Below are 26,417 nucleotides of genomic sequence, written 5' to 3'. Positions count from 1 at the left end.
CGCCACCGCGGCCGGTGCGCCCTGCGCGCATGCCCTTTCATACCTCTGGAGGTACCCCATGTCCCGTCGTGACGGCGACGTCCTTCCCCTGACCGCGGCCCAACGGGAGATCTGGCTCGCCGAGCAGAGCTCGCCGACACCGATCCCCGGCTACCGCGTCGGCGAGTGCCTGGAGATCCACGGACCGGTCGACCCGGAGCTGTTCGAAACCGCACTGCGCCGGGTGGTGGACGAGGTCGACGCGCTGCACGTCACCTTCGCCGACGAGGGGGACGGTCCGCGCCAGATCCTCCGCGCGACCTGGGACTGGGCACCGGTGCACCTCGACCTCGGGGCGGAGCCGGACCCCCGGGCGGCGGCCCGCGCATGGATGGAACGGGATCTCGCCCGCCCGCTCGACCTGTCCCGCGATCCGCTGTTCGGCCACGCGCTGATCCGGCTGTCGCCCACGGAGTACTTCTGGTACCTGAACTACCACCACGTGGTCCTGGACGCCATCAGTGCCTCCATGGTCCGGCAGCGCGTGGGCGAGGTGTACTCGGCGCTGGCCGACGCCGCCGCCGTCCCGCCCTCCCCCTTCGGCACGCTGCGGGACCTGGTCGACAGCGACGCCGAGTACCGCGCCTCCGACGCCTTCACGGCGGACCGCGCCTACTGGAACGAGCGCTTCACCGACCTGCCCGCTCCGACCCGGCTCACCCGCACCTGCGCGACCGACCCGCACCAGGTCCTCCGCGTGGCCGGGGAGCGGGAGCTGCGGGGCCCGGAGGCGCTCCGGGCGGCGGCTGCCCGGGCCGGCGTCAGGTGGTCCCGGCTGGTGATCGCGGCGACCGCGCTCTACGCCCACCGGCTGAGCGGCGCCCGGGACGTGGTCCTCGCCCTGCCCGTCACGGCCCGCCGGGGCTCCGGCCGCGACCTGATGTCCGTGCCCGGCACGATGTCCAACGTGGTCCCCCTGCGGCTGACCGTGCGGCCGGACATGCCGTGGGGCGAGCTCGTGGCCCAGGCGGCGCGCGAGGTCGAGGCGGCCGTCGCGCACGAGCGGTACCGCAGCGAGGACCTGCTGCGCGACCTCGGCGCACCCGGCGGCATCGGCACGGCGTTCCCGCTGATCGTCAACATCATGGCCTTCAACGCCCGGCCCGCCTTCGCCGGGCACCCCGCGTCCGTGCACCACTTCGTCTCCGGCTCGACCACCGACCTGGCCGTCTGGCTGTTCGACTACCGGGACGGCAACCCGCCGCTGCTCAGGCTGCACGGCGCGCCGGAGGCGTACGGCGACGACGATCTCGCCGCACACCAGGAACGGCTACTCGCCCTGCTCGACGCCGTCGCGGACCTCGACCCGGCCGAAGCGGTCGGCGGGGTCGGCCTGCTCACGGCGGACGAGCACGACGCGCTCGCGGCGCTGGGAACCGGGCCGGCGAGGACGTCCCCGGCTGCGAGCCTGCCGGAGCTGTTCCGGGAGCAGGTGCGGACGACTCCGGGCCTGACGGCGCTCGTCTGCGGCGATGTGTCGTTCTCCTACGCGGAGCTGGACGCCCGAGCGAACCGCCTGGCCCATGCGCTGATCGCGCGGGGTGCGGGTCCGGAGCGGCTGGTCGCGGTGGCGTTGCCGAGGTCGGCCGACCTGGTGGTGGCGATTCTCGCGGTGCTGAAATCGGGTGCGGCCTATGTGCCGGTGGACCCGGAGTACCCGGCCGCGCGGATCGCGTACCTCGTGGAGGACGCCCGGCCCGTGCTGACGGTGACCGATGCGCGTACCGGGCAGGCGCTCCCGGAGAACACGGGCGACCGGTTGGTGCTCGATGACCCCGAGACCTCCGAACTGATCGATAGGTGCCCCGCCACCGACCCGGCGGTGGCGGTCGACCCCGGTCATGCCGCCTACGTCATCCACACCTCGGGATCCACCGGCCGCCCCAAGGGTGTCGTCGTCACACACGGCGGCCTGGCCGATCTGCTCACCGACCACCAGCACGCACTGTTCGCACCGCTCTTGAAGAACCGGCAGCGGCTGCGCGTGGCGCTCACCACCTCGGTGTCCTTCGACGCCTCCTGGAACCAGCTGATGGCGCCCTTCGCGGGCCATGAGCTGCACGTCCTGGACCACGCGACCTGGACCGACCCGGAGGCCTTCGTCGCCTACGCGGCAGACCGCGGGCTGGACTACATCGAGGCCACCCCCTCGTACCTCCACGACCTCGTATCCCACGGACTGCTGTCCGACGTGCGACGCCGCCCGACGCTGGTCGCGGCCGGTGGCGAGGCCGTGCCGCCGCAGCTGTGGGAGCGGTTGCGGGAGGCCGGGGACACACACTGCGTCAACCTGTACGGACCCTCGGAGTGCACGGTCAACTCGGTGACCGCAGCCGTGGCGTCGAGCCCGCACCCGGTCATCGGCCGCCCCGTCACCAACGCCCGGCTGTATGTGCTGGACGGTGGTCTGCGGCCGGTGCCGGGTGGCGTGCCGGGCGAGCTGTACATCGCGGGTCCGGGGCTGGCGCGCGGCTACCTCAACCGGCCGGCCCTCACGGCTGCACGGTTCGTGGCGGACCCGTACGGCCCGGAAGGTTCGCGCATGTACCGCACGGGCGACCTGGTGCGCTGGAACTCCGAGGGCGACCTTGAGTTCCTGGGCCGTACGGACGATCAGGTGAAGGTACGCGGTTTCCGCATCGAGCCCGGCGAGATCGAGGCCGTCCTCGCCGAGCACGACGACATCGCACGTACCGCCGTCACCGTGCGCACCGAGGAGGAGCCCCGCCTCGTCGCCTACGTCGTGCCCGCGGCCGGACAGGACATCCAGCCGGACGCACTGCGTGCCCGGCTCCGCGACCGGCTGCCCGGGTACATGATCCCCTCGGCGATCGTGGTGCTGGACGCCCTGCCGCTGACCCCGAACGGCAAGCTGGACCGGCGCGCCCTCCCGGCTCCCGGGCACCGGCCCGCTGCGCCGGGCCGCGCCCCGCGCAGCGCGGTCGAGCACCAGCTCGCCGGGCTGTTCGCCGAGGTACTGGGCATCGCCGAAGTCGGCCTGGACGAGGGCTTCTTCGACCTCGGCGGGCACTCCCTGCTCGGCACCCGGCTCATCGCCCGGGCCCGGTCCGTGCTCGGCGTGGAGCTGCGGCTCAGCGACCTGTTCGACGCGCCGACGGTGGCCCGGCTGGCGGCCAGGGCGGACGCGGCCGGCCGGGCGCGCCCGGCACCGGCCCGGCGCGAGCGGCCCGAGACCGTGCCGCTGTCCTTCGCGCAGCGCCGGCTGTGGTTCCTGCACCGGATGGAGGGCCCCAGCGCCACGTACAACATCCCGCTGGCGCTGCGGATGACCGGGAGCCTGGACGAGCGGGCCCTCGACGCCGCCCTGGCGGACGTGGTCGAGCGCCACGACACCCTGCGCACCGTCTTCCCGGCCGTCGCCGGTGTGCCGTGCCAGCGGGTGCTGGACCCCGACACGGCCCGGCCCCGGCTGCGGGTGACCGCGACCGGTGCGGGCGAGCTGCCCGACCGGCTGGCCGAGGCGGCGCGGCGGGGCTTCGAGCTCTCCGACGAACCGCCTTTGCGCGCGGAACTGTTCCGGCTCGGCGATGAGGAGCACGTACTCCTGCTCGTCGTCCACCACATCGCCGGTGACGGCTGGTCGACAGGCCCGCTCGCCCGAGACCTGGCGACCGCCTACGCGGCCCGGAGCGAGGGCGCGAAGCCGCAGTGGTCGCCGCTGCCGGTCCAGTACGCCGACTACACCCTGTGGCAGCGCGAACTGCTGGGCGACGGCGGTGACCCCGACAGCCTGCTCAACACCCAGCTCACCCACTGGCGCGAGCGGCTGGCGGGCCTGCCCGACCAGATCGAGCTGCCCTTCGACCGGCCCAGGCCCGAGGCGATGTCCTACCGGGGCGCGCAACTGCCGGTGTGCTTCGACGCGGAGCTGACCGAGGGCCTGCGCGCCCTCGCCCGCGACGGCGGGGCCAGCCTCTTCATGGTCCTCCAGGCCGGACTGGCCGCGCTGCTCGGCAAGCTGGGCGCGGGCACCGACGTACCGATCGGCACACCCGTCGCGGGACGCACCGACGACGCCCTGGACGACCTGGTGGGATTCTTCGTCAACACACTGGTGCTGCGCACCGACCTGTCCGGCGACCCGACGTTCACCGAACTCCTGGCCCGGGTGCGCTCCGAGGCGCTGGCCGCCTACGCCCACCAGGACGTGCCGTTCGAGCACCTGGTGGAGGCGCTGAACCCGGCGCGGACCCTTGCGCACCACCCCCTGTTCCAGACGATGCTCACCCTTCAGAACACACCGTCGGGCACCTTCGACCTGCCGCGGCTGCGCGTGACGTCCGACCTGGTCCCCACCGGAACGGCCAAGTGCGACCTGACCTTCGTGCTGGCCGAGCAGCCCGGCGGGCGCGGTCTGACGGGCGTGGTGGAGTACAGCACGGACCTGTTCGACGCCGCCACCGTCACCGGCATCGTCCAGCGCTGGCTGCGGCTGCTGCGTGCCGTCGCCGCCGACCCCGGCCGGCGCATCGGCCAGGTGGACGTGCTGTCCGACGACGAACTCCGGGCGCTGCTGCCGGCGGGCCAAACAGCGGCACCGGGGCAGCACAGCCTGCCCGCGCTGTTCGAGCGGCAGGTACGGGCCGATCCCGGCGCCATCGCCCTCACGGACGGCGCGACCACGCTCACGTACGCCGGGCTGAACGCACGCGCCAACCGGCTGGCGCACGCGCTGATCGAACGGGGCGTCGGCCCCGAGGAGCTGGTGGCGCTGGCCCTCCCGCGCTCGGCGGAGCTGGTCGTGGCCGTGCTCGCGGTGCTCAAGGCGGGGGCGGCGTATGTGCCGGTGGACCCGGAGTACCCCGCCGCGCGCATCGCCTACCTGCTCCAGGACACCCGGCCCTCGCTGGTCCTGACCACCAGTCGGTTCGAGGTGGGCGGCGCGGAGCGGCTCCTCCTGGACACCGTCGACCTGGACGGGCTGCCCGACACCGATCCGGGGGTCGCCGTCGACCCGGCCCACGTCGCCTATGTCATCCACACCTCCGGGTCCACCGGCAACCCCAAGGGCGTCGTCATCCCGCACCACAACGTGGTGCGCCTCTTCGACACCACGCGGGAGCGGTTCGCCTTCGCTGCCGACGACGTGTGGACGCTCTTCCACTCCTACGCCTTCGACTTCTCGGTCTGGGAGCTGTGGGGACCCCTGCTGCACGGCGGGCGCCTGGTGGTCGTGGACCACGAGACCAGCCGTTCGCCCGGCAGGTTCCTGGACCTGCTCGCCCGCGAACGGGTGACGGTGCTCAACCAGACTCCGTCCGCCTTCTACCAGCTGATGCAGGCCGACGCCGAGGACCCGGACACCGGCCGCAGGCTCGCCCTGCGCACGGTGGTCTTCGGCGGCGAGGCACTGGAACACGCCCGGCTCACCAGCTGGTACGACCGTCATCCGGAGGACGCGCCGCGCCTGGTCAACATGTACGGCATCACCGAGACCACGGTGCACGTCACCCACGCGGACCTCGGCCGCTCCGCCACCGCCCCCGGCGACATCGGCACCGCCCTCCCCGATCTCCGCGCGTACGTCCTCGACGCCGGCCTGCGCCCGGTCGCCCCGGGCGTCCCCGGCGAGCTGTACGTCGCGGGCGCCGGCCTGGCACGCGGCTACCTGAACCGGCCCGGACTCACCGCGGGGCGCTTCGTGGCCGACCCGTACGGGCCCGCGGGCTCACGCATGTACCGCAGCGGTGACGTGGTGCGCCGAGCCGCCGACGGCACCCTGCGCTACGCCGGCCGCGCCGACCACCAGGTGAAGGTGCGCGGTTTCCGCATCGAGCTCGGCGAGATCGAAGCGGCCCTGGCCGCACACCCGGACATCGCGCAGGCAGCCGTCCTCGCCCGGCAGGACCGGGCCGACGACACCCGGCTCGCCGCCTACCTCGTACCGGCCACCGAGGCCGCACCGGACCCGGCCGGTCTGCGCGCGTACCTGCGGGAGCGGCTGCCGGAGCACATGGTCCCCTCGGCGTTCGTCGCGCTGGAAGCCCTGCCGCTGACCGTCAACGGCAAGCTGGACCACCGCGCCCTGCCCGCCCCCGGCCTCACCCCGGCGACCGCGTCCCGCGCACCGCGCACCGCGCAGGAGCGGATCCTGTGCGAGCTGTTCGCGGAAGTCCTGGGCGCCCCGTCGGCCGGTGTGGACGACGGCTTCTTCGACCTCGGCGGGCACTCCCTGCTGGCCACCCGCCTCGCCGCCCGGGTCCGCGCCACCCTCGGCGTCGAGATGCCGCTGCGCACGCTCTTCGAGGCGCCGACCCCGGCGGCACTGGCCGCCGCCCTGCGCGCCGCCGGACCGGCCCAGACCGCCTTGGTGCGCCGCGAGCGCCCCGAGAGCATTCCGCTGTCGTTCGCCCAGCGCCGCTTGTGGTTCCTGCACCAGCTGGAAGGCTCGGGCGCGAACTACCACATCTCCCTGGCCTGGCGGCTCTCCGGCGACCTGGACCGGCGGGCCCTGGAGGCCGCCGTGGCGGACGTCGTCGCCCGGCACGAGAGCCTGCGCACCGTGTTCCCCGCGGTGGACGGCGTCCCGCGCCAGCGCGTCCTCGACGTGGACGAAGCCCGCCCGTGCCTGCCCCCGCGCCGGACCACCGAGGCCGAGCTGCCGGACCTGATGGCGGCGGCGAGGGAGCGGCGGTTCGACCTGGCCGCCGACATGCCGCTGCGCGCCGACCTCTTCGCACTCGCGCCGGACGAGCACGTCCTCCACCTGGTCCTCCACCACATCGCGGGCGACGGCTGGTCCCTGAGCCCCCTCGCGCAGGGCCTGACCGACGCCTACGCGGCACGCGTCCGCGGCGAGGCCCCGCAGTGGGCGCCGCTTCCCGTCCAGTACGCGGACTACACCCTGTGGCAGCACGAACTGCTCGGCGACTCCGCCGACCGGGACAGCCTGCTCGCCGGACAGGCCGACTACTGGAGGCGGCAGCTCACCGGTCTCCCGGAGCTGATCGAACTGCCCGCCGACCGACCCCGCCCGGCGGTCGCCTCGCACCGGGGCGGCTCCGTGCGCGCCGGCCTCGACGCCGAGCTGCACCGAGGGCTCCGCGAGCTGGCGCGCGCCCACGGGACGAGCCTGTTCATGGTGCTCCAGGCAGGCCTGGCGGCGCTGCTGACCAAGCTGGGGGCGGGCGACGACATTCCGGTCGGCAGCCCGGTGGCAGGCCGGACCGACCAGGCGCAGGACGAGCTGGTCGGCTACTTCGTCAACACCCTGGTCTTCCGCACCGACACCTCGGGCGACCCCACGTTCGCCGAGCTGCTGGGCCGGGTCCGGGACACCGCGCTCGCCGGGTACGCCCACCAGGACGTGCCGTTCGAATACCTGGTCGAGATGCTCAACCCGTCCCGGTCCCTCGCGCACCACCCGCTGTTCCAGGTCATGCTGGTGCTCCAGAACGCGCCCCGGGCCGACTTCGCGCCGCCCGGGCTGCGCGTGGCGGACATGCCGTCGGCTTCGGCCACGGCCAAGCTGGACCTGGTCTTCACCTTCGCCGAGCGGCACGCGGCGGACGGCTCCCCGGACGGGCTCGACGGGTCCGTCGAGTACGCCGACGACCTCTACGACCCGGCCACCGTGGAGACGATGATCGCCCGCTGGGAGCGGCTGCTCCGCCTCGCGGTCACCGACCCCCGGCGACCGCTGAGCCGCCTCGACCTGCTCACGGCCGACGAGCGCGACGCGCTCGCGGTGCTGGGCACGGGCGCCGCCGCGCCGGTCCGCACCGAGACGCTGCCGGAGTTGTTCCGGGAGCAGGTGCGGAGGACTCCGGATCTGACGGCGCTCGTGTGCGGCGATGTGTCGTTGCCGTACGCGGAGCTGGACGTGCGGGTGAATCGCCTGGCGCACGCGCTGATCGCGCGGGGTGCGGGTCCGGAGCGGCTGGTCGCGGTGGCGTTGCCGAGGTCGGCCGACCTGGTGGTGGCGATTCTCGCGGTGCTGAAGTCGGGCGCGGCGTACGTGCCGGTGGATCCGGAGTATCCGCCCGCGCGGATCGCGTATCTCCTGGATGAGGCCCGGCCGGTCCTGACAGTGACCGACGCCCGTACCGAGGCGAGGCTTCCGGAGGAGTGCGGAAACCGGTTGGTGGTCGATGCCCCGGAGGCGGTCGCGGAGTGCGGAAGCCGCCCCGGCACCGACCCGATGGTGGCGGTCGATCCGGCTCACCCCGCCTACGTCATCTACACCTCCGGGTCCACCGGCCGCCCCAAGGGCGTCGTCGTGACGCACGCCGGCGTGGTCAACCTGTATGCCAACCAGGGCCCGCTGGTGTCACCGACCGGGGAGCGGCTGCGCGTCGGGCTCACCACCTCGGTGTCGTTCGATGCCTCCTGCGACCAGTTGTTCGCCGTGTTCGCCGGGCACGAGTTGCACGTCCTGGACGAGGCGACGTGGACCGACCCGGTGGCCTACCTCGCGTACGCCGCGCGGGCCGGGCTGCACACCATCGGCGGCACCCCGTCCTACCTGCACGTCCTGGTCGAACACGGTCTGCTCGACCACCCCAGGTGGCGCCCCGCCCTCGTCGCGCTGGGCGGTGAGGCCGTCCCCGGGCCCCTGTGGGAGCGGCTGAGGGCCGCCGACGGGGTGGATGCCCTCAACTACTACGGACCGTCCGAGTGCACGGTCGACTCGGTCGTCGCCCCCTTGGCGTCGAGCCCGCGCCCCGTGATCGGCCGCCCGATGGGCGGCGCCCGGCTGTACGTGCTGGACAATGGTCTGCGGCCGGTGCCGGGCGGTGTGGCGGGTGAGTTGTACATCGCGGGTCCGGGGCTGGCGCGGGGGTACCTGAACCGGCCGGGGCTGACGGCGGGGCGGTTCGTGGCGGATCCGTTCGATGCGAGTGGTTCGCGCATGTACCGCACGGGCGACCTGGTGCGCTGGAACTCCGAGGGCGACCTTGAGTTCCTGGGCCGTACGGACGATCAGGTGAAGGTACGCGGATTCCGCATCGAGCTCGGCGAGATCGAGGCCGTCCTCGCGGAGCACGACGCCGTCGCACGTGCCGCCGTGGTCGTCCGCGAGGGCGGCGCGCAGCTCGTCGCCTACGTGCAACCCGCCGCCGGGGCCGCGCCGCAGCCCGAGGAGCTGCGGGCGCACCTGAGGGAGCGGCTGCCCGCATACATGGTGCCGTCCGTCTTCGTCCCGCTCGAAGCGCTGCCGCTGACCCCGAACGGCAAGCTGGACCGGCGTGCGCTGCCCGAACCCGACGCCACCACCACGGCCGGGCGGGCGCCGCGTACGCCCGAGGAACACGTGCTGGCCGGGCTGTTCGCCGAGGTGCTGGGGGTGCCACGGGTCGGCGCCGACGACGACTTCTTCGACCTCGGCGGACACTCCCTGCTCGCCACCCGGCTCGTCGCCCGCGTCCGCGCGACGCTGGGCGTGGAGCTGGCCCTGCCCGCCCTGTTCCGCACGCCGACCGTCGCCGGACTGGCCGCCGGACTGGGCAGCGCGGGCCGGGCCCGCCCCGCACTGGAGCGGGTGGAGCGGCCCGAACGGGTGCCGCTCTCCGCCGCCCAGCGCCGCCTCTGGTTCCTGCGCCAGCTGGAGGGCGCCGAATCCGTCTACAACATGCCCCTCGCCTGGCGGCTCACCGGCCGGCTGGACCCGGTGGCCCTCGAAGCGGCGCTGGGCGACCTCGCGGACCGGCACGAAACCCTCCGTACGGTCTTCCCCGCCCAGGGCGGGGTGCCCTACCAGCACGTGCTGGCCGTCGGAGAGGCACACCCGGCCCTGCGGGTGGCGTCCGCCGACGCGCGGACCCTGCCGGAACAGCTGACCGCGGCTGCCGCGCGCGGCTTCGACCTCGCCACCGAACCGCCCCTGCGCGCCCAGGTGTTCGAGACCGCTGCGGACGAGCACGTGCTGCTCCTCGTCATGCACCACATCGCCGGTGACGGCTGGTCGCTCGGCCCGCTGGCCGCCGACCTGGCCACCGCGTACGCGGCACGCGTCCGTGGCGAGGCACCGGAGTGGGCGCCGCTTCCCGTCCAGTACGCCGACTACACCCTCTGGCAGCACGAACTGCTCGGCGACGCTTCCGACGAGGACAGCGTGCTCGCCCGCCAGACCGACTACTGGACCCGGGCGCTCGCGGGACTGCCCGAACAGATCCGGCTCCCCGCCGACCGCCGGCACCCCGCCACCTCGTCCAGCGGCGGCGGCCGGCTCCCGGTCGAGCTGGACGCGGAGCTCCACGCCGGACTGGTCCGACTGGGCCGCGAGCACGGTGCCAGCGTCTACATGGTGCTCCAGGCGGGCCTGGCCGCCCTGCTGGACAAGCTGGGGGCGGGCAAGGACATCCCTGTCGGCAGCCTCATCGCCGGGCGCACCGACCAGGCCCTCGACGATCTCATCGGCTTCTTCGTCAACACGCTGGTGCTGCGCACCGACACCTCGGGCGACCCCACATTCGCCGAACTGCTGGGCCGCGTCCGGGAGAGCGCGCTCGGTGCCTACGCCCACCAGGACCTGCCGTTCGAACAGGTCGTGGAGGCGCTGAACCCGTCCCGCTCGCTCACCCGCCAGCCGCTGTTCCAGGTGCTGCTGGCCCTCCAGAACGTGCCCCGCACCGACTTCGCGCTGAGCGGTCTGGCCACCGAACCCGTCCTGGTCGGGACGCCGACGACGATGTTCGACCTCGGATTCCACCTGCTGGAGCGCGGCGGCCCCGGTGGCTCCGAGGGCATCGTCGGGCGCGTCGAGTACAGCACCGACCTCTTCGACCCCGCCACCGTGGAGGCGCTGGTCGCCCGCTGGCTGCGGCTGCTCGCGGCGGCCGTCGCGGAGCCGGGGCTCCCACTGAGCCGGATCGACGTCCTCACCGCCGACGAACGCCACGAGCTGCTGGCGGCCCGCAACGACACGGCCCGCCCGTCCGCCGACGCCACCCTGCCCGCACTCTTCGAGGAGCGGGTCCGGGCGACCCCGGACGCCCCGGCCGTGGTATTCGAGGACACCGTGCTGTCGTACGGCGAGCTGAACCGCCGGGCCAACCGCCTCGCCCACGCCCTGATCGCGCGCGGGGTGGGCCCCGAGCAGGTCGTCGCCCTCCGGCTTCCGCGCTCCGCCGATCTGGTGGTCGCGATCCTCGCGGTGCTGAAGACCGGCGCGGCGTACGTGCCGGTGGACCCGGACTACCCGGCCGCCCGCATCGCGTACATGGTGGAGGACGCGCGCCCGGCCGTGGTGCTCGACGACCTCGCCTCCGTAACCCCGTCCGGCACGCTGCCGGAGCACGACCCGGGGGTGTGCGCGGATCCGCGCCACCCCGCGTACGTCATCTACACCTCCGGCTCAACCGGCCGGCCCAAGGCCGTCGTCATGCCCGCCGCCGCACTGCTCAACCTGCTGGCCTGGCACCACCGCACCGTCGGTGGCGAACCCGGCACGCGCACTGCGCAGTTCACCGCGATCAGCTTCGACGTCTCCGTGCAGGAGGTGCTGTCCGCGCTGTTGTACGGCAAGACCCTGGTGGTGCCCACCGATGAGCAGCGCCGCAGCGCCGAACTGTTCGCCCACTGGCTGGACCGCCACCGCGTCGAGGAACTGTTCGCGCCGAACCTGGTGGTCGAGGCGCTGGCCGAGGCCGCCGAAGAGGCCGGTCTCGACCTGCCGCACCTGCGGCTCGTCGCCCAGGCCGGGGAGGCGATGCGGCTCAGCGGTGCCGTACGCCGCTTCGCCGGGCGGCCCGGCCGGGTGCTGCACAACCACTACGGCCCCGCCGAGACCCACGTCATCACCGCCTACGCGCTCCCGGCCGACCCCGCCGACTGCCCGCAGCCCGTGCCGATCGGCCGCCCGGTCGACAACTGCCGGGTATACGTCCTGGACGAGGCCCTGCGCCCGGTCGCCCCCGGCGTCCTCGGCGAGCTGTACCTCGCCGGTGCCGGGCTCGCCCGGGGCTACCTCGACCGGCCGGGCTTGAGTGCCGGACGCTTCGTCGCCGATCCCTACGGGCCGGACGGCGCGCGCATGTACCGCACCGGCGACCTGGTGCGCTGGGGAGCCCACGGCGAGCTGGAATTCGCCGGCCGGGCCGACCACCAGGTGAAGGTGCGCGGCTTCCGCGTCGAACCCGGCGAGATCGAGGCCGAGCTCACCGCACACCCGTGCGTCTCCCAGGTCGCGGTGCTCGCCCGGGAGGACCGGATCGTCGCCTACGTCGTCCCGTCCGACCCGGCAGCGACGACTTCCGCCGCGCTCGCCGCGTACCTGGCCGAGCGGCTGCCGGACTACTTGGTGCCGTCCGTGTTCGTGCTGCTCGACGCGCTTCCGCTGACGCCGAACGGGAAGCTGGACCGGGGGGCGCTGCCCGCGCCGGACGCCGTTTCCACGGGGGTGGGCCGGGCGCCGCGTACCCCGCAGGAGCAGATCCTGTGCGAGCTGTTCGCCGACATTTTGGGCGTCGCCCGGGTCGGTGCCGACGACGACTTCTTCGCGCTGGGCGGACACTCCCTGCTCGCCACCCGGCTCGTCTCACGGGTCCGGGCGGTCCTCGGGATCGAGCTGGAGCTGCGCGCCCTGTTCCGAACGCCGACACCGGCGGGCCTGGCGGCCGGGCTGCACGACGCCGGGACCGCGCGCCGCGCGCTCGTGCCCCGCCCCCGGCGCGAGACGCTGCCGCTGTCGTTCGCCCAGCGCCGCCTCTGGTTCCTCCAGCAGTTCGGGGCACCGAGCGCCACCTACCACATGCCGCTGGCCCTGCGGCTCTCCGGAGACCTGGACCGGGACGCGCTGGGCGCCGCCCTGGCCGATGTGATGACCCGGCACGAGACCCTGCGCACGGTGTTCCCGCACACCGGCGGCATCCCGCACCAGCGCGTGCTGGACACCACCGAGGCAGGCGTCCCGCTGACCGTGCGCCCGGCCGGCGCGTCCGAGGTGCCCGCGCTGCTGCGGGACGCCGTGGTGCGCGACTTCGACCTGACCAGCGAAATCCCGTTGCGGGCCGAGCTGTTCGCGGTCGCGCCGGACGAGCACGTGCTGCTCCTCGTCATGCACCACATCGTCGGGGACGGCTGGTCCATGGGCCCGCTCGCCCGCGACCTGGCCACCGCCTACACCACCCGGCGGAACGGCGCGGCACCGGAGTGGCCGCCACTGCCGGTGACGTACGCCGACTACACCCTGTGGCAGCACGAGATCCTCGGCGACGAGAACGACGCCGACAGCCTCTTCTCCCGCCAAGTCGCCTACTGGCGGCGGGAGCTGGCAGGCATGCCGGAGCAGCTGCACCTTCCCGCCGACCGGCCGCGTCCGGCCGTCATGTCGTACGGCGGCGATGTGCTGGAGATCCGCATCGACGCCGAACTCCACGCCTCGCTGGCTGACTTGGCGCGTCGGTCCGGAGCGACCCTTTTCATGGTGTTGCAGGCGGGTCTGGCGGCGTTGTACACGCGGTTGGGTGCGGGGACGGACATCGCGATCGGGAGTCCGATCGCGGGGCGTACCGATGAGGCGTTGGATGATCTGGTCGGGTTCTTCGTGAACACGTTGGTGTTGCGGACGGACACGAGTGGTGATCCGGGTTTCGGTGAGTTGCTGGGCCGGGTGCGGGAGGCGGCGCTGTCGGCGTACGCGCATCAGGACGTGCCGTTCGAGCACCTGGTCGAGGCGCTGAACCCGTCCCGCTCCCTGTCCCATCACCCCCTCTTCCAGACCGGTCTCGTCGTGCAGAACGCGCCGGGCGGCGCCTTCGACCTCCCCGGCCTCCAGGTCTCCTCGATGCCCGTGCTCACCGGCACCGCGCGGCTCGACCTGACCTTCGGGTTCGCGGAGGAGTACGGCCCCGACGGCGAGCCGGCCGGTCTCAGCGGTGCCGTCGAGTACAGCACCGACCTGTTCGACCGTGCGACGGTCGAGGCGCTTGCCGTCAGGTGGCTCCGGCTGCTGGCCGAGGCGGTCGCCGCGCCGGAACGCCCGATCGGTGCCATCGACCTGCTGTCCGACGAGGAGCGGGGCGAACTGCTGCCCGCCGTCGCTGACGAGGCGGCCGGGGGGAGCCTGCCGGAGCTGTTCGCGGCCCGGGTGGCGGCGACACCGGACGCGCTCGCGCTCGTCTGCGGAGGCGCACAGCTGACGTACCGGCAACTGGATGGCCGTGCGAACCGGTTCGCCCACGCGTTGATGGCGCGTGGGGTGGGTCCGGAGCAGGTGGTGGCGGTGGCTCTGCCGAGGTCGGTGGAGTCGGTGGTGGCCGTTCTGGGTGTGCTGAAGGCCGGCGCGGCGTATCTGCCGGTCGACCCGGCGTACCCGGAGGCCCGGATCGCGTACATGCTGGACGATGCCCGTCCGGCGCTGGTGGTCGATGATCCCGCCTTGGTGTCGGAGGGCGACTGGCCGGAGAGCGACCCGCGGGTCGCGCTCGATGTGCGCCATCCGGCCTACGTCATCTACACCTCCGGCTCGACCGGCCGCCCCAAGGGCGTCGTGGTCAGCCATGCCGGAGTATCCCGCCTGGCGGCGGTGCAGGCCGACCGGCTCGGCGTGGCGGCGGGGAGCCGGGTGCTCCAGTTCGCCTCGCCCAGCTTCGACGCGTCCTTCTGGGACCTGTGCAGTGCGCTGCTCACCGGCGCCGCGCTCGTCCTCGCCCCCGCCGACGCCCCACTGGACGCCCTGACGGACCCCGGGCTCGCCGTCACCCATGTGACCCTGCCGCCCTCGGCCCTCGCCGCGCTCGGCGACGCCGAACTCACGGCGTCCACCCTGGTGGTGGCGGGGGAGGCGTGCTCGCCGGAGCTGGTGGCGCGGTGGGCGCCCGGACGCCGCATGATCAACGCGTACGGCCCGACCGAGACCACCGTCTGCGCGACCATGAGCGACCCGCTCGTCCCGGGCACCGGTGTGCCCCCGATCGGCCGCCCGGTCGCGGACTTCCGGACCTACGTGCTCGACGACCGGCTGCGCGCCGTACCGCCGGGCGTGACCGGTGAGCTGTACGTCGCCGGGCCGGGCCTGGCACGCGGCTACCTGGACCGCCCGGGTTTGACCGCGGGACGCTTCACGGCCTGCCCGTTCGGTCCGGCGGGCACACGGATGTACCGCACCGGCGACCTGGTCCGGCGCCGCGCCGACGGCGAGCTGGAGTACGCCGGCCGCGCCGACCAGCAGGTGAAGGTCCGCGGCTTCCGCGTCGAGCCGGGCGAGGTCGAGGCCGCGCTCGCCGTGCACCCCGGCGTCGCCCAGGCCGCCGTCGTGGCCAGGGACGACCGGCTCGTCGGCTACGTGGTCCCGCTTCCCACCGCGGCCGTACGTCCCGAGGAGCTGGCCGCCCACCTGCGCGAGCGGCTGCCGGACTACTTGGTGCCGTCCGTGTTCGTGCTGCTCGACGGGCTTCCGCTGACGCCGAACGGGAAGCTGGACCGGGGGGCGCTGCCCGCGCCGGACGCCGTTTCCACGGGGGCGGGCCGGGCGCCGCGCACCCCGCAGGAGCGGATCCTCGCCGAACTCTTCGCCGAGGTCCTCGACGTGCCGCGGGTCTCCGTGGACGACGACTTCTTCGAGCTGGGGGGACACTCCCTGCTCGCCACCCGGCTGGTCGCCCGGGTGCGCTCGGTGCTGGGGGCGGAGCTCGGGCTGCGCGTCCTCTTCCAGACGCCCACCGTGGCCGGACTGGCCGGGGCGCTCGCGGCGGCCGACGGGGTGCGCCCGGCGCTCACCCCCTACGAGCGGCCCGACGTGGTGCCGCTGTCCTTCGCCCAGCGCCGCCTGTGGTTCCTGCACCGCATGGACGCCACCGCGGCCACGTACCACATCCCGCTGGCGCTCCAGCTGACCGGAACGCTCGACCGGGGCGCGCTCGACCAGGCGCTGGCCGACGTGGTGACCCGGCACGAGAGCCTGCGCACGGTGTTCCAGGAGGTCGACGGCGTACCCTGCCAGCGCCTGCTGGAAGCGGACGGCGTCCGGCTCCGGGCGCGCCCGGCCGGGGTGCCGGCCGACGAGCTGCCGCGGCTGCTCGCCGAGTCCGCCCGGCAGCCCTTCGACCTGTCGGCCGAACCGCCGCTGCGGGCCGAGCTGTTCGCGGTCGCGCCGGACGAGCACGTGCTGCTCCTCGTCATGCACCACATCGCCGCCGACGGCTGGTCCACCGGGCCGCTCGCCCGTGACCTCGCCGAGGCGTACGCGGCACGCTGCGAAGGCCGGACGGCGGACCGGCCGGAACTGCCGGTCCAGTACGCCGACTACACGCTCTGGCAGCGCGACCTGCTCGGTGACGCGGCCGACCCGGAGAGCCGGTTCGCCGAACAACTCGACTACTGGAAGCGGCAACTGGCCGACCTGCCGGAACTGCTTCCGCTGCCCACCGACCGCCCCCGCCCGGCCGTCGCCGGATGGCAGGGCGACCACATCGGCCTGGAACTCGACGCCGGACTGCACCACGCGCTGACGGAGCTGGCCAGGCGGACCGGCACCAGCCTTTTCATGGTGTTGCAGGCGGGTCTGGCGGCGTTGTACACGCGGTTGGGTGCGGGGACGGACATCGCGATCGGGAGTCCGATCGCGGGGCGTACGGATGAGGCGTTGGATGATCTGGTCGGGTTCTTCGTGAACACGTTGGTGTTGCGGACGGACACGAGTGGTGATCCGGGTTTCGGCGAGTTGCTGGGCCGGGTGCGGGAGGCGGCGCTGTCGGCGTACGCGCATCAGGACGTGCCGTTCGAGCACCTGGTCGAGGCGCTGAACCCGTCCCGCTCCCTGTCCCACCACCCCCTCTTCCAGACCATCCTGGCCGTGCAGAACGCCCCCACCGGCAGCTTCTCGCTGCCAGGGCTGGACGTCACGACCTACGCCGTGGCGACCGGCACCGCGAAGTTCGACCTCGGCGTGAGCATGGTCGAGCGGTTCCACCCGGACGGAACCCCGGCCGGGATCGTCGGCGCCGTCGAGTACGCCACCGACCTGTTCGACCGCTCGACGGTCGAGGCGCTGGTCCGGCGCTGGACGCTTCTGCTGACGGCCGTCACCGCCGACCCGGAACAGCCGATCGGCGCGATCGACCTCCTCGACGCCGACGAGCGGCACCGGCTGCTGGAACGGGACAACGCGACCACCCGCGACGTCGGCGCGGTCCCGCTGCCCCAGGCCTTCGAGGCCCAGGTGGCGGCGACACCGGACGCGCTCGCGCTCGTCTGCGGCGAGACTGAATTGACGTACCGTCAACTCAATTGCCGTGCGAACCGGTTCGCTCATGCGTTGATGGCGCGTGGGGTGGGTCCGGAGCAGGTGGTGGCGGTGGCTCTGCCGAGGTCGGTGGAGTCGGTGGTGGCCGTTCTGGGTGTGCTGAAGGCCGGTGCGGCGTATCTGCCGGTGGACCCGGCGTACCCGGAGGCCCGGATCGCGTACATGCTGGACGATGCCCGTCCGGCGCTCGTGGTGGACGATCCCGCCTTGGTGTCGGAGGGCGACTGGCCGGAGAGCGACCCGCGGGTCGCGCTCGATGTGCGCCATCCGGCCTACGTCATCTACACCTCCGGCTCGACCGGCCGCCCCAAGGGCGTCGTCGTCGGACACGGTGGTGTGGCGAGCCTGGTCGCCGGACAGATCGACCGCTTCGCGGTCGAACCCGCCAGCCGGGTCCTCCAGTTCGCCTCGCCCAGCTTCGACGCCTCGGTGTCGGAGATCTGCACCGCCCTGCTCAGCGGCGCCGCCCTCGTGCTGCCCCAGGCGGCCGGGCCCCTCGCCGCACTCACCGACCCGGACCTCGGCGTCACCCATGTCACGGTGCCGCCGTCCGTCCTCGCCGCCGTGCCGGACGGCGCCGTGACCGCGACGACGCTCGTCGCGGCCGGTGAGGCATGCCCGCCCGAGCTGGTGGCGCGGTGGGCGCCCGGACGCCGCATGATCAACGCGTACGGCCCGACCGAGACCACCGTCTGCGCCACCATGAGCGACCCGCTGACCCCCGGCACCGGTGTGCCCCCGATCGGCCGGCCCATCGCCAACGCCCGGGTCTACGTGCTGGACGCCCGCCTGCAACCGGTGCCGCCCGGCGTCACCGGGGAGCTGTACGTGGCGGGCGCGGGCCTCGCCCGGGGATACCTCAACCGGCCCGGGCTGACGGCGGGCGGGTTCGTCGCCTGCCCCTTCGCCCCTGGCGAGCGCATGTACCGCACCGGCGACCTGGTCCGCCGGCTGGGCGACGGACAGTTGGAGTACGCCGGCCGCGCCGACGACCAGGTGAAGGTGCGCGGCTTCCGCGTCGAGCCCGGCGAGATCGAGGCCGCGCTCGCCGCACACCCCGCCGTCGCCCGGGCCGCCGTACTCGCCCAGGACGACCGGCTCGTCGGCTACGTCGTCCCGCACCAGGACACGGCCCGGGACAGCGGCCTCGAAGCGGACCAGGTGGGGGAGTGGCAGGACATCTACGACGCCCTGCCCATCGCCCCCGACACGGCACGCTTCGGCGACAACTTCGTCGGGTGGAACAGCAGTTACGACACGCAGCCCATCCCCGAGGAGCAGATGCGGGAATGGCGGGACGCCACCGTGGCCCGCATCCTCGGCCTCGGCCCCCGCCGGGTGCTCGAAGTCGGCGTCGGCACCGGCCTGTTGCTGTCCCGGATCGCGCCCCATTGCGAGAGCTACTGGGCGACCGACTTCTCCGCCACCGCCATCGACGCCCTGACCGCCCAGGTCGCCCGCGAGGAACGGCTCACCGGGCGAGTGGTGCTCCAGACCCGTCCGGCACACGACACGGACGGGCTGCCCGCCGAGGCGTTCGACACCATCGTCATCAACTCGGTGGTGCAGTACTTCCCCTCCGCCGACTACCTCGCCGACGTCGTCGGCAAGCTCGTGGGGCTGCTCGCCCCCGGCGGCGCGCTGTTCATCGGAGACGTACGCAACCTGCGCCTGCTGCGTCCGTTCGCGACCGCCGTCCAGCTGCACCGCACGGGTGACGACGCCGACCCCGCCGCCGTACGTCGTGCGGTGGAGCAGGCCGTCAGGGTGGAGAAGGAACTCCTCGTCGACCCCGACTTCTTCACGGCCCTGCGCGAGCACGGCACGGACATCGGCGCGGTGGCCGTCGAGATCAAGCGCGGACGCCACCACAACGAGCTGAGCCGCTACCGCTACGACGTCACCCTGCACAAGGCATTGGCGGCCCCGGAGCCCGCGCCCGGGACCATCGAGCTGGCCTGGGGACGGGACATCGCCGGTCCCGACGCCCTGCGCGCCCTGCTCACCGAACCGCCCGCCGCCGTCCTGCGGATCACCGGCGTCCCCAACCGCCGCGTCGCGAGGGAAGCAGCCCTGGCCCGCGCCCTGCACGAGGGGGACGGACCGATCGCGGAGCTCCTGGCGCGCCTGCACGCCCCGGACGAGGAGGACCGCCTCCCCGACCCCGAGGACTTCCACGCCCTCGGGCAGGCGTCCGGCCGCGCGGTGTCCGTCACCTGGTCGGCCACCTCGGACGACGCCCTGGACGTGGTGTTCGCGGACCCGGCCGGCCCCCCGGTCGAGTATTGCCCGGCAGGGAACGCCGACCGGGCGCTCTCCGCGCTGACCAACCGCCCGACCGGCAGCCGGAGCACCGGTGCCCTCCTCGGCGAACTCCGCGACTGGCTGCGCGAAAGGCTCCCCGACTACCTGGTCCCCTCGGCGTTCGTGGCGCTGGACGCCCTGCCGCTGACCGCCAACGGGAAGCTCGACCGGCACGCACTGCCCGCACCCGGCCTCGGCCCCGCCGTGGGCGGACGGGCGCCCCGCACCCCGCAGGAGCAGCTGCTCACGGAGCTGTACGCCGAGGTGCTGGGGCTCGCCCAGGTCGGGGTGGACGACAGCTTCTTCGACCTCGGCGGGCACTCGCTGCTCGCGACCCGCCTGGCATCCCGGGTCCGGGCCACCCTCGGCGCGGAGCTGGAGGTCCGCACCCTCTTCGAGACCCCCACCGCGGCCGGTCTCGCGGCCCGCCTCGACGGGTCCGGAGCGGCGCGCCCCGCGCTGACCGCCCTGCCCCGCCCGGAGCGCGTCGAGCTGTCCTTCGCCCAGCGCCGCCTGTGGTTCCTGCACCGGATGGAGGGGCCGGGCGCCACGTACAACATGCCGCTCGCGCTGAGCCTGACCGGCGGCCTCGACCGGACCGCCCTGCACGCCGCGCTCGCGGACGTCATCGCCCGGCACGAGAGCCTGCGCACGGTGTTCCGCGAGGCCGACGGCACCCCGCACCAGGTCGTACTGGACCCGGTGCGGGCACGCCCCGAGCTGCCCGTGGTGGACCTGGACGAGGACGCACTCCCCGGTCGCCTGGCCGAATCTGCCCGGCGCGGCTTCGACCTGGCGGCCGAACCCCCGGTCCGGGCCGAGCTGTTCGCGCTCGCCCCCGACCGGCACGTGCTGCTCGTCGTCGTGCACCACATCGCCGCCGACGGCTGGTCCATGGGCCCGCTCTCCGCCGACCTGGCGACCGCGTACGCCGCCCGCTGCCGCCACGAGGAGCCGGGCTGGTCCCCGCTGCCCGTGCAGTACGCCGACTACACCCGCTGGCAGCGCGACCTGCTCGGCGACGCGGGAGACCCGGACAGCCTCTTCGCCCGGCAGCTCGGCTACTGGAAGGACGAACTCGCGGGCATCCCGCAGCAGCTCCAGCTCCCCGCCGACCGGCCCCGGCCGCCCGTCGCCTCGCAGCGCGGCGACCGGGTCGTCGTCGGGATCGACCCCGAGCTGCACCAGGCCCTGCGCGACCTGGCCGCCGAACGCGGCGCCAGCATGTTCATGGTGCTGCAGGCCGGACTCGCCGCCCTGCTCACCCGGCTCGGCGCCGGCACGGACATCCCCATCGGCAGCCCGATCGCCGGACGCACCGACCAGGCGCTGGACGAGCTCGTCGGCTTCTTCGTCAACACGCTCGTCCTGCGCACCGACACCAGCGGCGACCCCGGCTTCGCCGAGCTCCTCGGCCGGGTCCGGCAGAAGGCGCTCACCGCGTACGACCACCAAGACGTGCCGTTCGAATACCTGGTGGAGGTGGCCAACCCGGTGCGGTCCCTGGCCCACCACCCGCTCTTCCAGGTCATGCTGGCGCTCCAGAACGCACCCTTGGGCGACTTCGCACTGCCCGGCCTCGAAACGGGCCACCTGGAGGCACCGACCGGGACCTCCCGTGTCGACCTCACTTTCAGCCTGGCCGAGCAGTTCCGGCCGGACGGCGGCGCCGCCGGACTCGTCGGTGCGGTGGAATTCGCCACCGACCTGTTCGACGCCGCCACCGTGGAGCTGCTGTTCGAGCGCTGGGCCCGGCTGCTGCGGGCGGCGGTCGCCGAACCGGACCGGCCGCTCAGCCGCGTCGACCTCATGTCCGACGCCGAACGCCACCGGCTGCTCCACACGTTCAACGACACCGCCGCCGAACTTCCCCCGGACGCGTTGCCGGCGCTGTTCGCCCGCCAAGTGCGTGCCACTCCGGACGCCGTCGCCGTCGTCGCGGACGGCGTTGAGCTGACCTACACGGAACTCGACCGGCGGGCCGGCACGCTGGCCCGGGCCCTGATCCGGCAGGGCGTCCGGCCCGAGACCCCGGTCGCGGTCATGCTCGACCGCTCGGCCGGCCTCGTCGTGGCGCTCCTGGCCGTCATCAAGGCGGGCGGCGCCTACGTCCCCCTGGACCCGCGCTTCCCGGCCTCCCGCATCGACCTGATCCTGCGGGAGAGCGGCGCCGCGCTCGTCCTCACCCGGGAGGTCCTGGCCGCGCTGGAGCAGTCCGGACACCATGAGCCGGACGCGGTGGAAGCAGCGTGCGAACCCGGGCAGTTGGCATACATCATGTACACCTCCGGCTCGACCGGGCGGCCGAAGGGCGTGGCCGTCACCCACCGGGACGTGGTGGGCCTCGCGCTGACCCCGGAGTGGCGCGGCGGCGGACACGCGCGGGTGCTGATGCACTCCCCGACCGCCTTCGACCTCTCCACGTACGAACTGTGGGTGCCGCTGCTCAGCGGCGGCCGGATCGTCGTCGCACCCCCCGGACAGCTCGACCTCGACCTGCTCCAGCACACCGTCGCCGCGCACGGCGTGACGGGGCTCTGGCTGACCGCGGGGCTGTTCCGGCTCGTCGCCGAGGAACGCCCCGGGCTGCTCGCCGGAGTGCGCGAGGTGTGGACCGGCGGCGACGTGGTCTCGCCGGCCGCCGTCGCCCGGGTCCTCGCCGCCTGCCCCGGCATCGAGGTCGTCAACGGCTACGGACCCACCGAAGCCACCACCCTCGCCACCCGCCACCCGGTGCGCGGCCTCCCGGAGAACGCCGCGACCGTGCCGATCGGCGGCCCGATGGCGAACATGCGCGCATACGTGCTGGACGACCGTCTCCGCCCGCTGCCCGCCGGCCTGGTCGGCGAGCTGTACCTCGCGGGTACGGGGGTGGCGCGCGGCTACCTCGGGCGGCCCGGCCTCACCGCGGAGCGCTTCCCCGCCGACCCGTACGGGCCCGCCGGAAGCCGCATGTACCGCACCGGCGACCTCGCGTCGTGGCGCCCCGACGGCACGCTGGACTTCGCCGGACGCGTCGACCACCAGGTCAAGCTCCGCGGCCAGCGCATCGAGCCCGGCGAGGTCGAAGCCGTCCTCGCGGGCTGCCCCGGCGTCGCCCAGGCGGCCGTCGTCGCGCGCGAGGACCGGCCGGGGGACAAGCGCCTCGTCGCCTACCTGGTGCCCGCGCCCGACGCCGTCCCGGAGACCGCCGAGCTGTCCGGCCGGCTGCGCCGCGAGCTGCCCGACTTCATGGTCCCGGCCGCCTTCGTCACCGTGGACGCGCTGCCGCTGACCGCCAACGGCAAGCTGGACCGGGCCGCCCTGCCCGCCCCGGACTACGGCGTGTCGGGCGCGGGGCGCGGGCCCCGGACCCCGCAGGAGCAACTGCTGTGCGGGCTCTTCGCCGAAGTGCTGGGACGCGAGCAGGTGGACATCGACGACGGCTTCTTCGACCTGGGCGGCCACTCGCTCCTGGCCGCCCGGCTGGCCGCACGCGTCCGGGAGACCCTGGGCCTGGAACTGGGGCTGCGGATGCTGTTCGAAGCGCCGACCGTCGCCGGGCTCACCGAACGCCTCGCCATGAACAACCCGGACGACGCGCTCGATGTGGTCCTTCCGCTGCGTTCGACCGGGACGGAGACCCCGCTGTTCTGCGTCCACCCCGGCGGCGGCATCAGCTGGTCGTACAGCGGACTGCTCAACCACATCGGCCCGCAGCACCCCGTCTACGCCATCCAGGCGCGCGGCCTCGGACGCCCCGAGCCGCTGCCGGAGTCGTACGAGGAGATGGCGGCCGACTACGCGGACCACATCCAGAAGATCCAGCCGCAGGGCCCGTACCTGCTGCTCGGCTGGTCCGCGGGCGGACTGATCGCCCACGCCCTCGCCTGCGAACTCCGGGCGCGCGGCGAACGGACCGCCCTCCTGGCCGTCCTCGACGCCTACCCGGTGAAGGACGTCCGGTTCGAGGACGAGCCCGTGCCCACCGTGCGGGACGTACTCGTCGGCGTGCTCGACGTCGACCCGGCCGAGCTGGGCGACCGCGAGATCACGTACGCGGAGGTCGCCGAGGTGCTGAACCGGCGCGGCAGCGCCCTCGCCGGGCTCAACGAGCGGCAGGTCGAGGTCATCGTCGACATCATGATCAACAACGCGAAGCTGGCGGTCGATTTCGTCCCCGGCCGCCACGACGGCGACCTGCTGCTGTTCAACTCCACGATCGACCGGGCCCAGGACGACGCCGGACCGGACGTCTGGCGCCCGTACATCACGGGCCGGATCGAATCCCACGAGATCACCACCCGGCACGACCAGATGACCCGGGCCGGTTCGCTGGCCCAGATCGGACCGGTCCTGGCCGCCAGGATCGCCGAGGCCACCGGTGACGCCGGTGACACCACCCTTTCCCCTCAGGAGGACTGACCCATGACCAACCCCTTCGACGACCAGGACGGCACCTTCCTCGTCCTCGTCAACGACGAGAACCAGCACTCGCTTTGGCCGCAGTTCGCCGACGTTCCCGCCGGGTGGACCGTCGCCCACGGCCCCGGCACCCACGCCGCCTGCCTGGAATACATCGAGCGGAACTGGACCGACATGCGGCCCAGGAGCCTCGCCGAAGCCATGGACGCCCGGCGGTAACGCGGCCGACATGACCTCCACCGACACCCTGGCCGGGGCCCGCGACACCGCGGGCCCCGCCCCGGTCCGCGACCTCGGCGCCGCCCTGCTCACCCCCGAGGCCCGGCGCGACCCCTACCCGCTCTACGCCCGCATGCGGCGCGAGGACCCGGTCCACCGCAGCCCCCAGGGCGTCTGGTACCTCACCCGGTACGCCGACGTCGAGGCGGCGCTGAGCGACCTGCGGCTTTCCAACGACCGGGACAGGATGACCCGGGCCTACACCGCGCTCGGCGGAGACCTCAAGGAGTTCAGCCGGCTCACCGACCGACTCGGCCGCGTGATGAGCAACACCGACCCGCCGGACCACGCGCGGCTGCGCAAGCTCGCCAACCGGGCGTTCACCGCCCGCCGCGTCGAGGCCCTGCGCGACCGCGTCCAGTACCTCGTGGACCGGCTCATCGACGCGGCCGTCGCCGCCGGGCCGGAGATGGAGCTGATCGAAGCGGTCGCCTCCCCGCTGCCCATGTCCGTCGTCTGCGAACTCTTCGGCATCCCCGAGGACGACTTGCCGCGGGTCAAGGGCTGGTTCAGCCGTTTCGGCCGGCTCAGCGAGGACATCGCCGAGTCCGAGAAGGCGATCGACCAGTACGAGGACTACCTGTCCGGGCTCATCAGTCAGCGCCGCCGCCGACCGGGCGACGACCTGATCAGCGCCCTGGTCGCCACCCAGGCCCACGACGACCGGCTCACCGACTCCGAACTGCTCTCCACCTGCTTCGTCCTCATCACCGCGGGCGACGAGACCACCACGCACCTCATCACCAACGCCGTCCACGCCCTGCTGCGCCACCCGGACCAGCTGGCCCGCCTGCGCGAGGACCCCGGGCTCATGCGCGGCGCCGTCGAGGAACTGGCCCGCTACGACACGGTGACCCAGGCCATCGTCAGGGTCGTCGCGCAGGACCTGGAGATCGGCGGACGGACCCTGCGCGAGGGCGAGTTGGTGTACCTCTTCCTCGGCTCCACCAACCGAGACCCCGAACGCTTCGAGGACCCCGACCGGCTCGACCTGACCCGCCCGGGAAACCGGCATCTCAGCTTCGGCCACGGCCCCCACTTCTGCCTCGGCGGCCCGCTCGCCCGGCTCCAGACGGAGGTGGCCGTCGGCACGCTGGTGCGCCGGCTGCCGGGGCTGCGGCCGGCCGAAGGGGCGGAGCCGTCCTGGCGGCCCAATCCGCTGCAACGACGGCTCAGCGCCCTCCCGCTCACCTACTGACCATGAACGACGAAGGAGCAGCACCGACCATGGCCCGGGAATTCCAAGTCCGCAGGCAGCAGGACCTGCCCGTCGCACCCCAGCAGGTCTGGGACGCCGTCGCCACCGCCGCCGGGAACCTCGGCTGGCTCTACCCGATGGAGATCGAGCCCCGCGTCGGCGGAAAGGCCACCCGGGGCGACGCCACCGTCGTGGCCTGGGAGCCGCCGCACCACCTCGCGCTACGGGCCACCCAGGACGGCGGGTTCTCCAACACGCTCAGCTACCGGGTCGAGCCCGCCGACGGCGGCGCGAGCCACCTGCGCATGGGCATCCACTGGGTGCACACCGGTGTGGTGGACGACGCCTGGAACTGGGACGCCAAGACGGACGTGGCCGAGAAGTACGTCGACTTCCATCAGCACGCCCTGGCGGAATACCTCAGGCACTTCGCCGGGCGCCCCGCCGTGTACGTACGCGCCCACCGGCCCGAACCGACCGCGGACCCGGCGGACTTCGCCGCCCTGCGCCGCCGTCTGGGCCTCGCCGACGACGCGGCGGTGGGCGACCGGTTCACCCTCCTGGCCCCCGAACCGGTGGAGGTCACCGTCGACTGGCTCAGCACCGACTTCGTCGGCCTGCGCGGCCCGGACGCCCTCTACCGGTTCTTCAACGGCAGTACCTGGAACGTGCCGATCCGGCTCGGCCACCACCTGTTCGCCGAGGATGCCGACGAACAGCGGGCCACCGAGACGTGGTCCGCCTGGCTCAACGAGCCCTCCCGGGAGCGCTGATGGAAACCTCCGCGCAGACCCTGCTGTTCGCCGCCGAACTGGTCGAGGAGAACGGCACCTACACCCTCGTCGTGGAGGACGTGAACAAGGGCACGGTCCAGTCCACCCCGGTCCCCAGGGCGATGGTCGACAAGCTTCCGGTCTACCTCGCGGCACTCACCGCGAAACTCGGCCCGCCGCGGCCGCGTCGAGGGTGGTGACCCGGCCCGGAGCC

The 26,417-nt window shown here is 73.6% G+C and carries 5 protein-coding genes; all 5 read left to right on the top strand.

From position 1 onward, the window contains the following. The first annotated feature begins 58 nt into the window (after positions 1-58). From ACZ6C6_RS33685 to ACZ6C6_RS33665, 5 genes are read left to right on the top strand one after another with little or no spacing between them, the layout of a single operon-like run. Positions 59-23,953 (top strand): non-ribosomal peptide synthase/polyketide synthase, encoded by a 23,895-nt coding sequence (locus ACZ6C6_RS33685; protein WP_469208484.1) that lies wholly within the window; start codon positions 59-61, stop codon positions 23,951-23,953. Positions 23,954-23,956: 3 nt separating this feature from the next. Then, positions 23,957-24,172 carry an MbtH family protein gene (locus ACZ6C6_RS33680; RefSeq protein ID WP_469208482.1) on the top strand — a complete coding sequence of 72 codons (216 nt, stop codon included), beginning with the start codon at positions 23,957-23,959 and terminating at the stop codon, positions 24,170-24,172. A 10-nt stretch (positions 24,173-24,182) separates the two neighbouring features. Beyond that, on the top strand, positions 24,183-25,430 hold the full coding sequence (locus tag ACZ6C6_RS33675) for a cytochrome P450 (protein ID WP_469208480.1): 1,248 nt from the start codon (positions 24,183-24,185) through the stop codon (positions 25,428-25,430). A 29-nt stretch (positions 25,431-25,459) separates the two neighbouring features. Next, on the top strand, positions 25,460-26,203 hold the full coding sequence (locus ACZ6C6_RS33670) for an SRPBCC family protein (protein ID WP_469208478.1): 744 nt from the start codon (positions 25,460-25,462) through the stop codon (positions 26,201-26,203). Beyond that, positions 26,203-26,403: a hypothetical protein gene (locus ACZ6C6_RS33665; protein WP_469208476.1), complete on the top strand. Its 201-nt coding sequence runs from the start codon at positions 26,203-26,205 to the stop codon at positions 26,401-26,403. Before ACZ6C6_RS33670 ends, ACZ6C6_RS33665 begins: the two co-directional genes overlap by 1 nt. The last annotated feature ends 14 nt before the right edge of the window (positions 26,404-26,417 follow it).

The sequence above is a fragment of the Streptomyces sp. NPDC041814 genome (assembly GCF_055590565.1).
The sequence above is the reverse complement of the archived record's forward strand: the minus strand, read 5'-3'. Positions and strand labels throughout refer to the sequence as shown.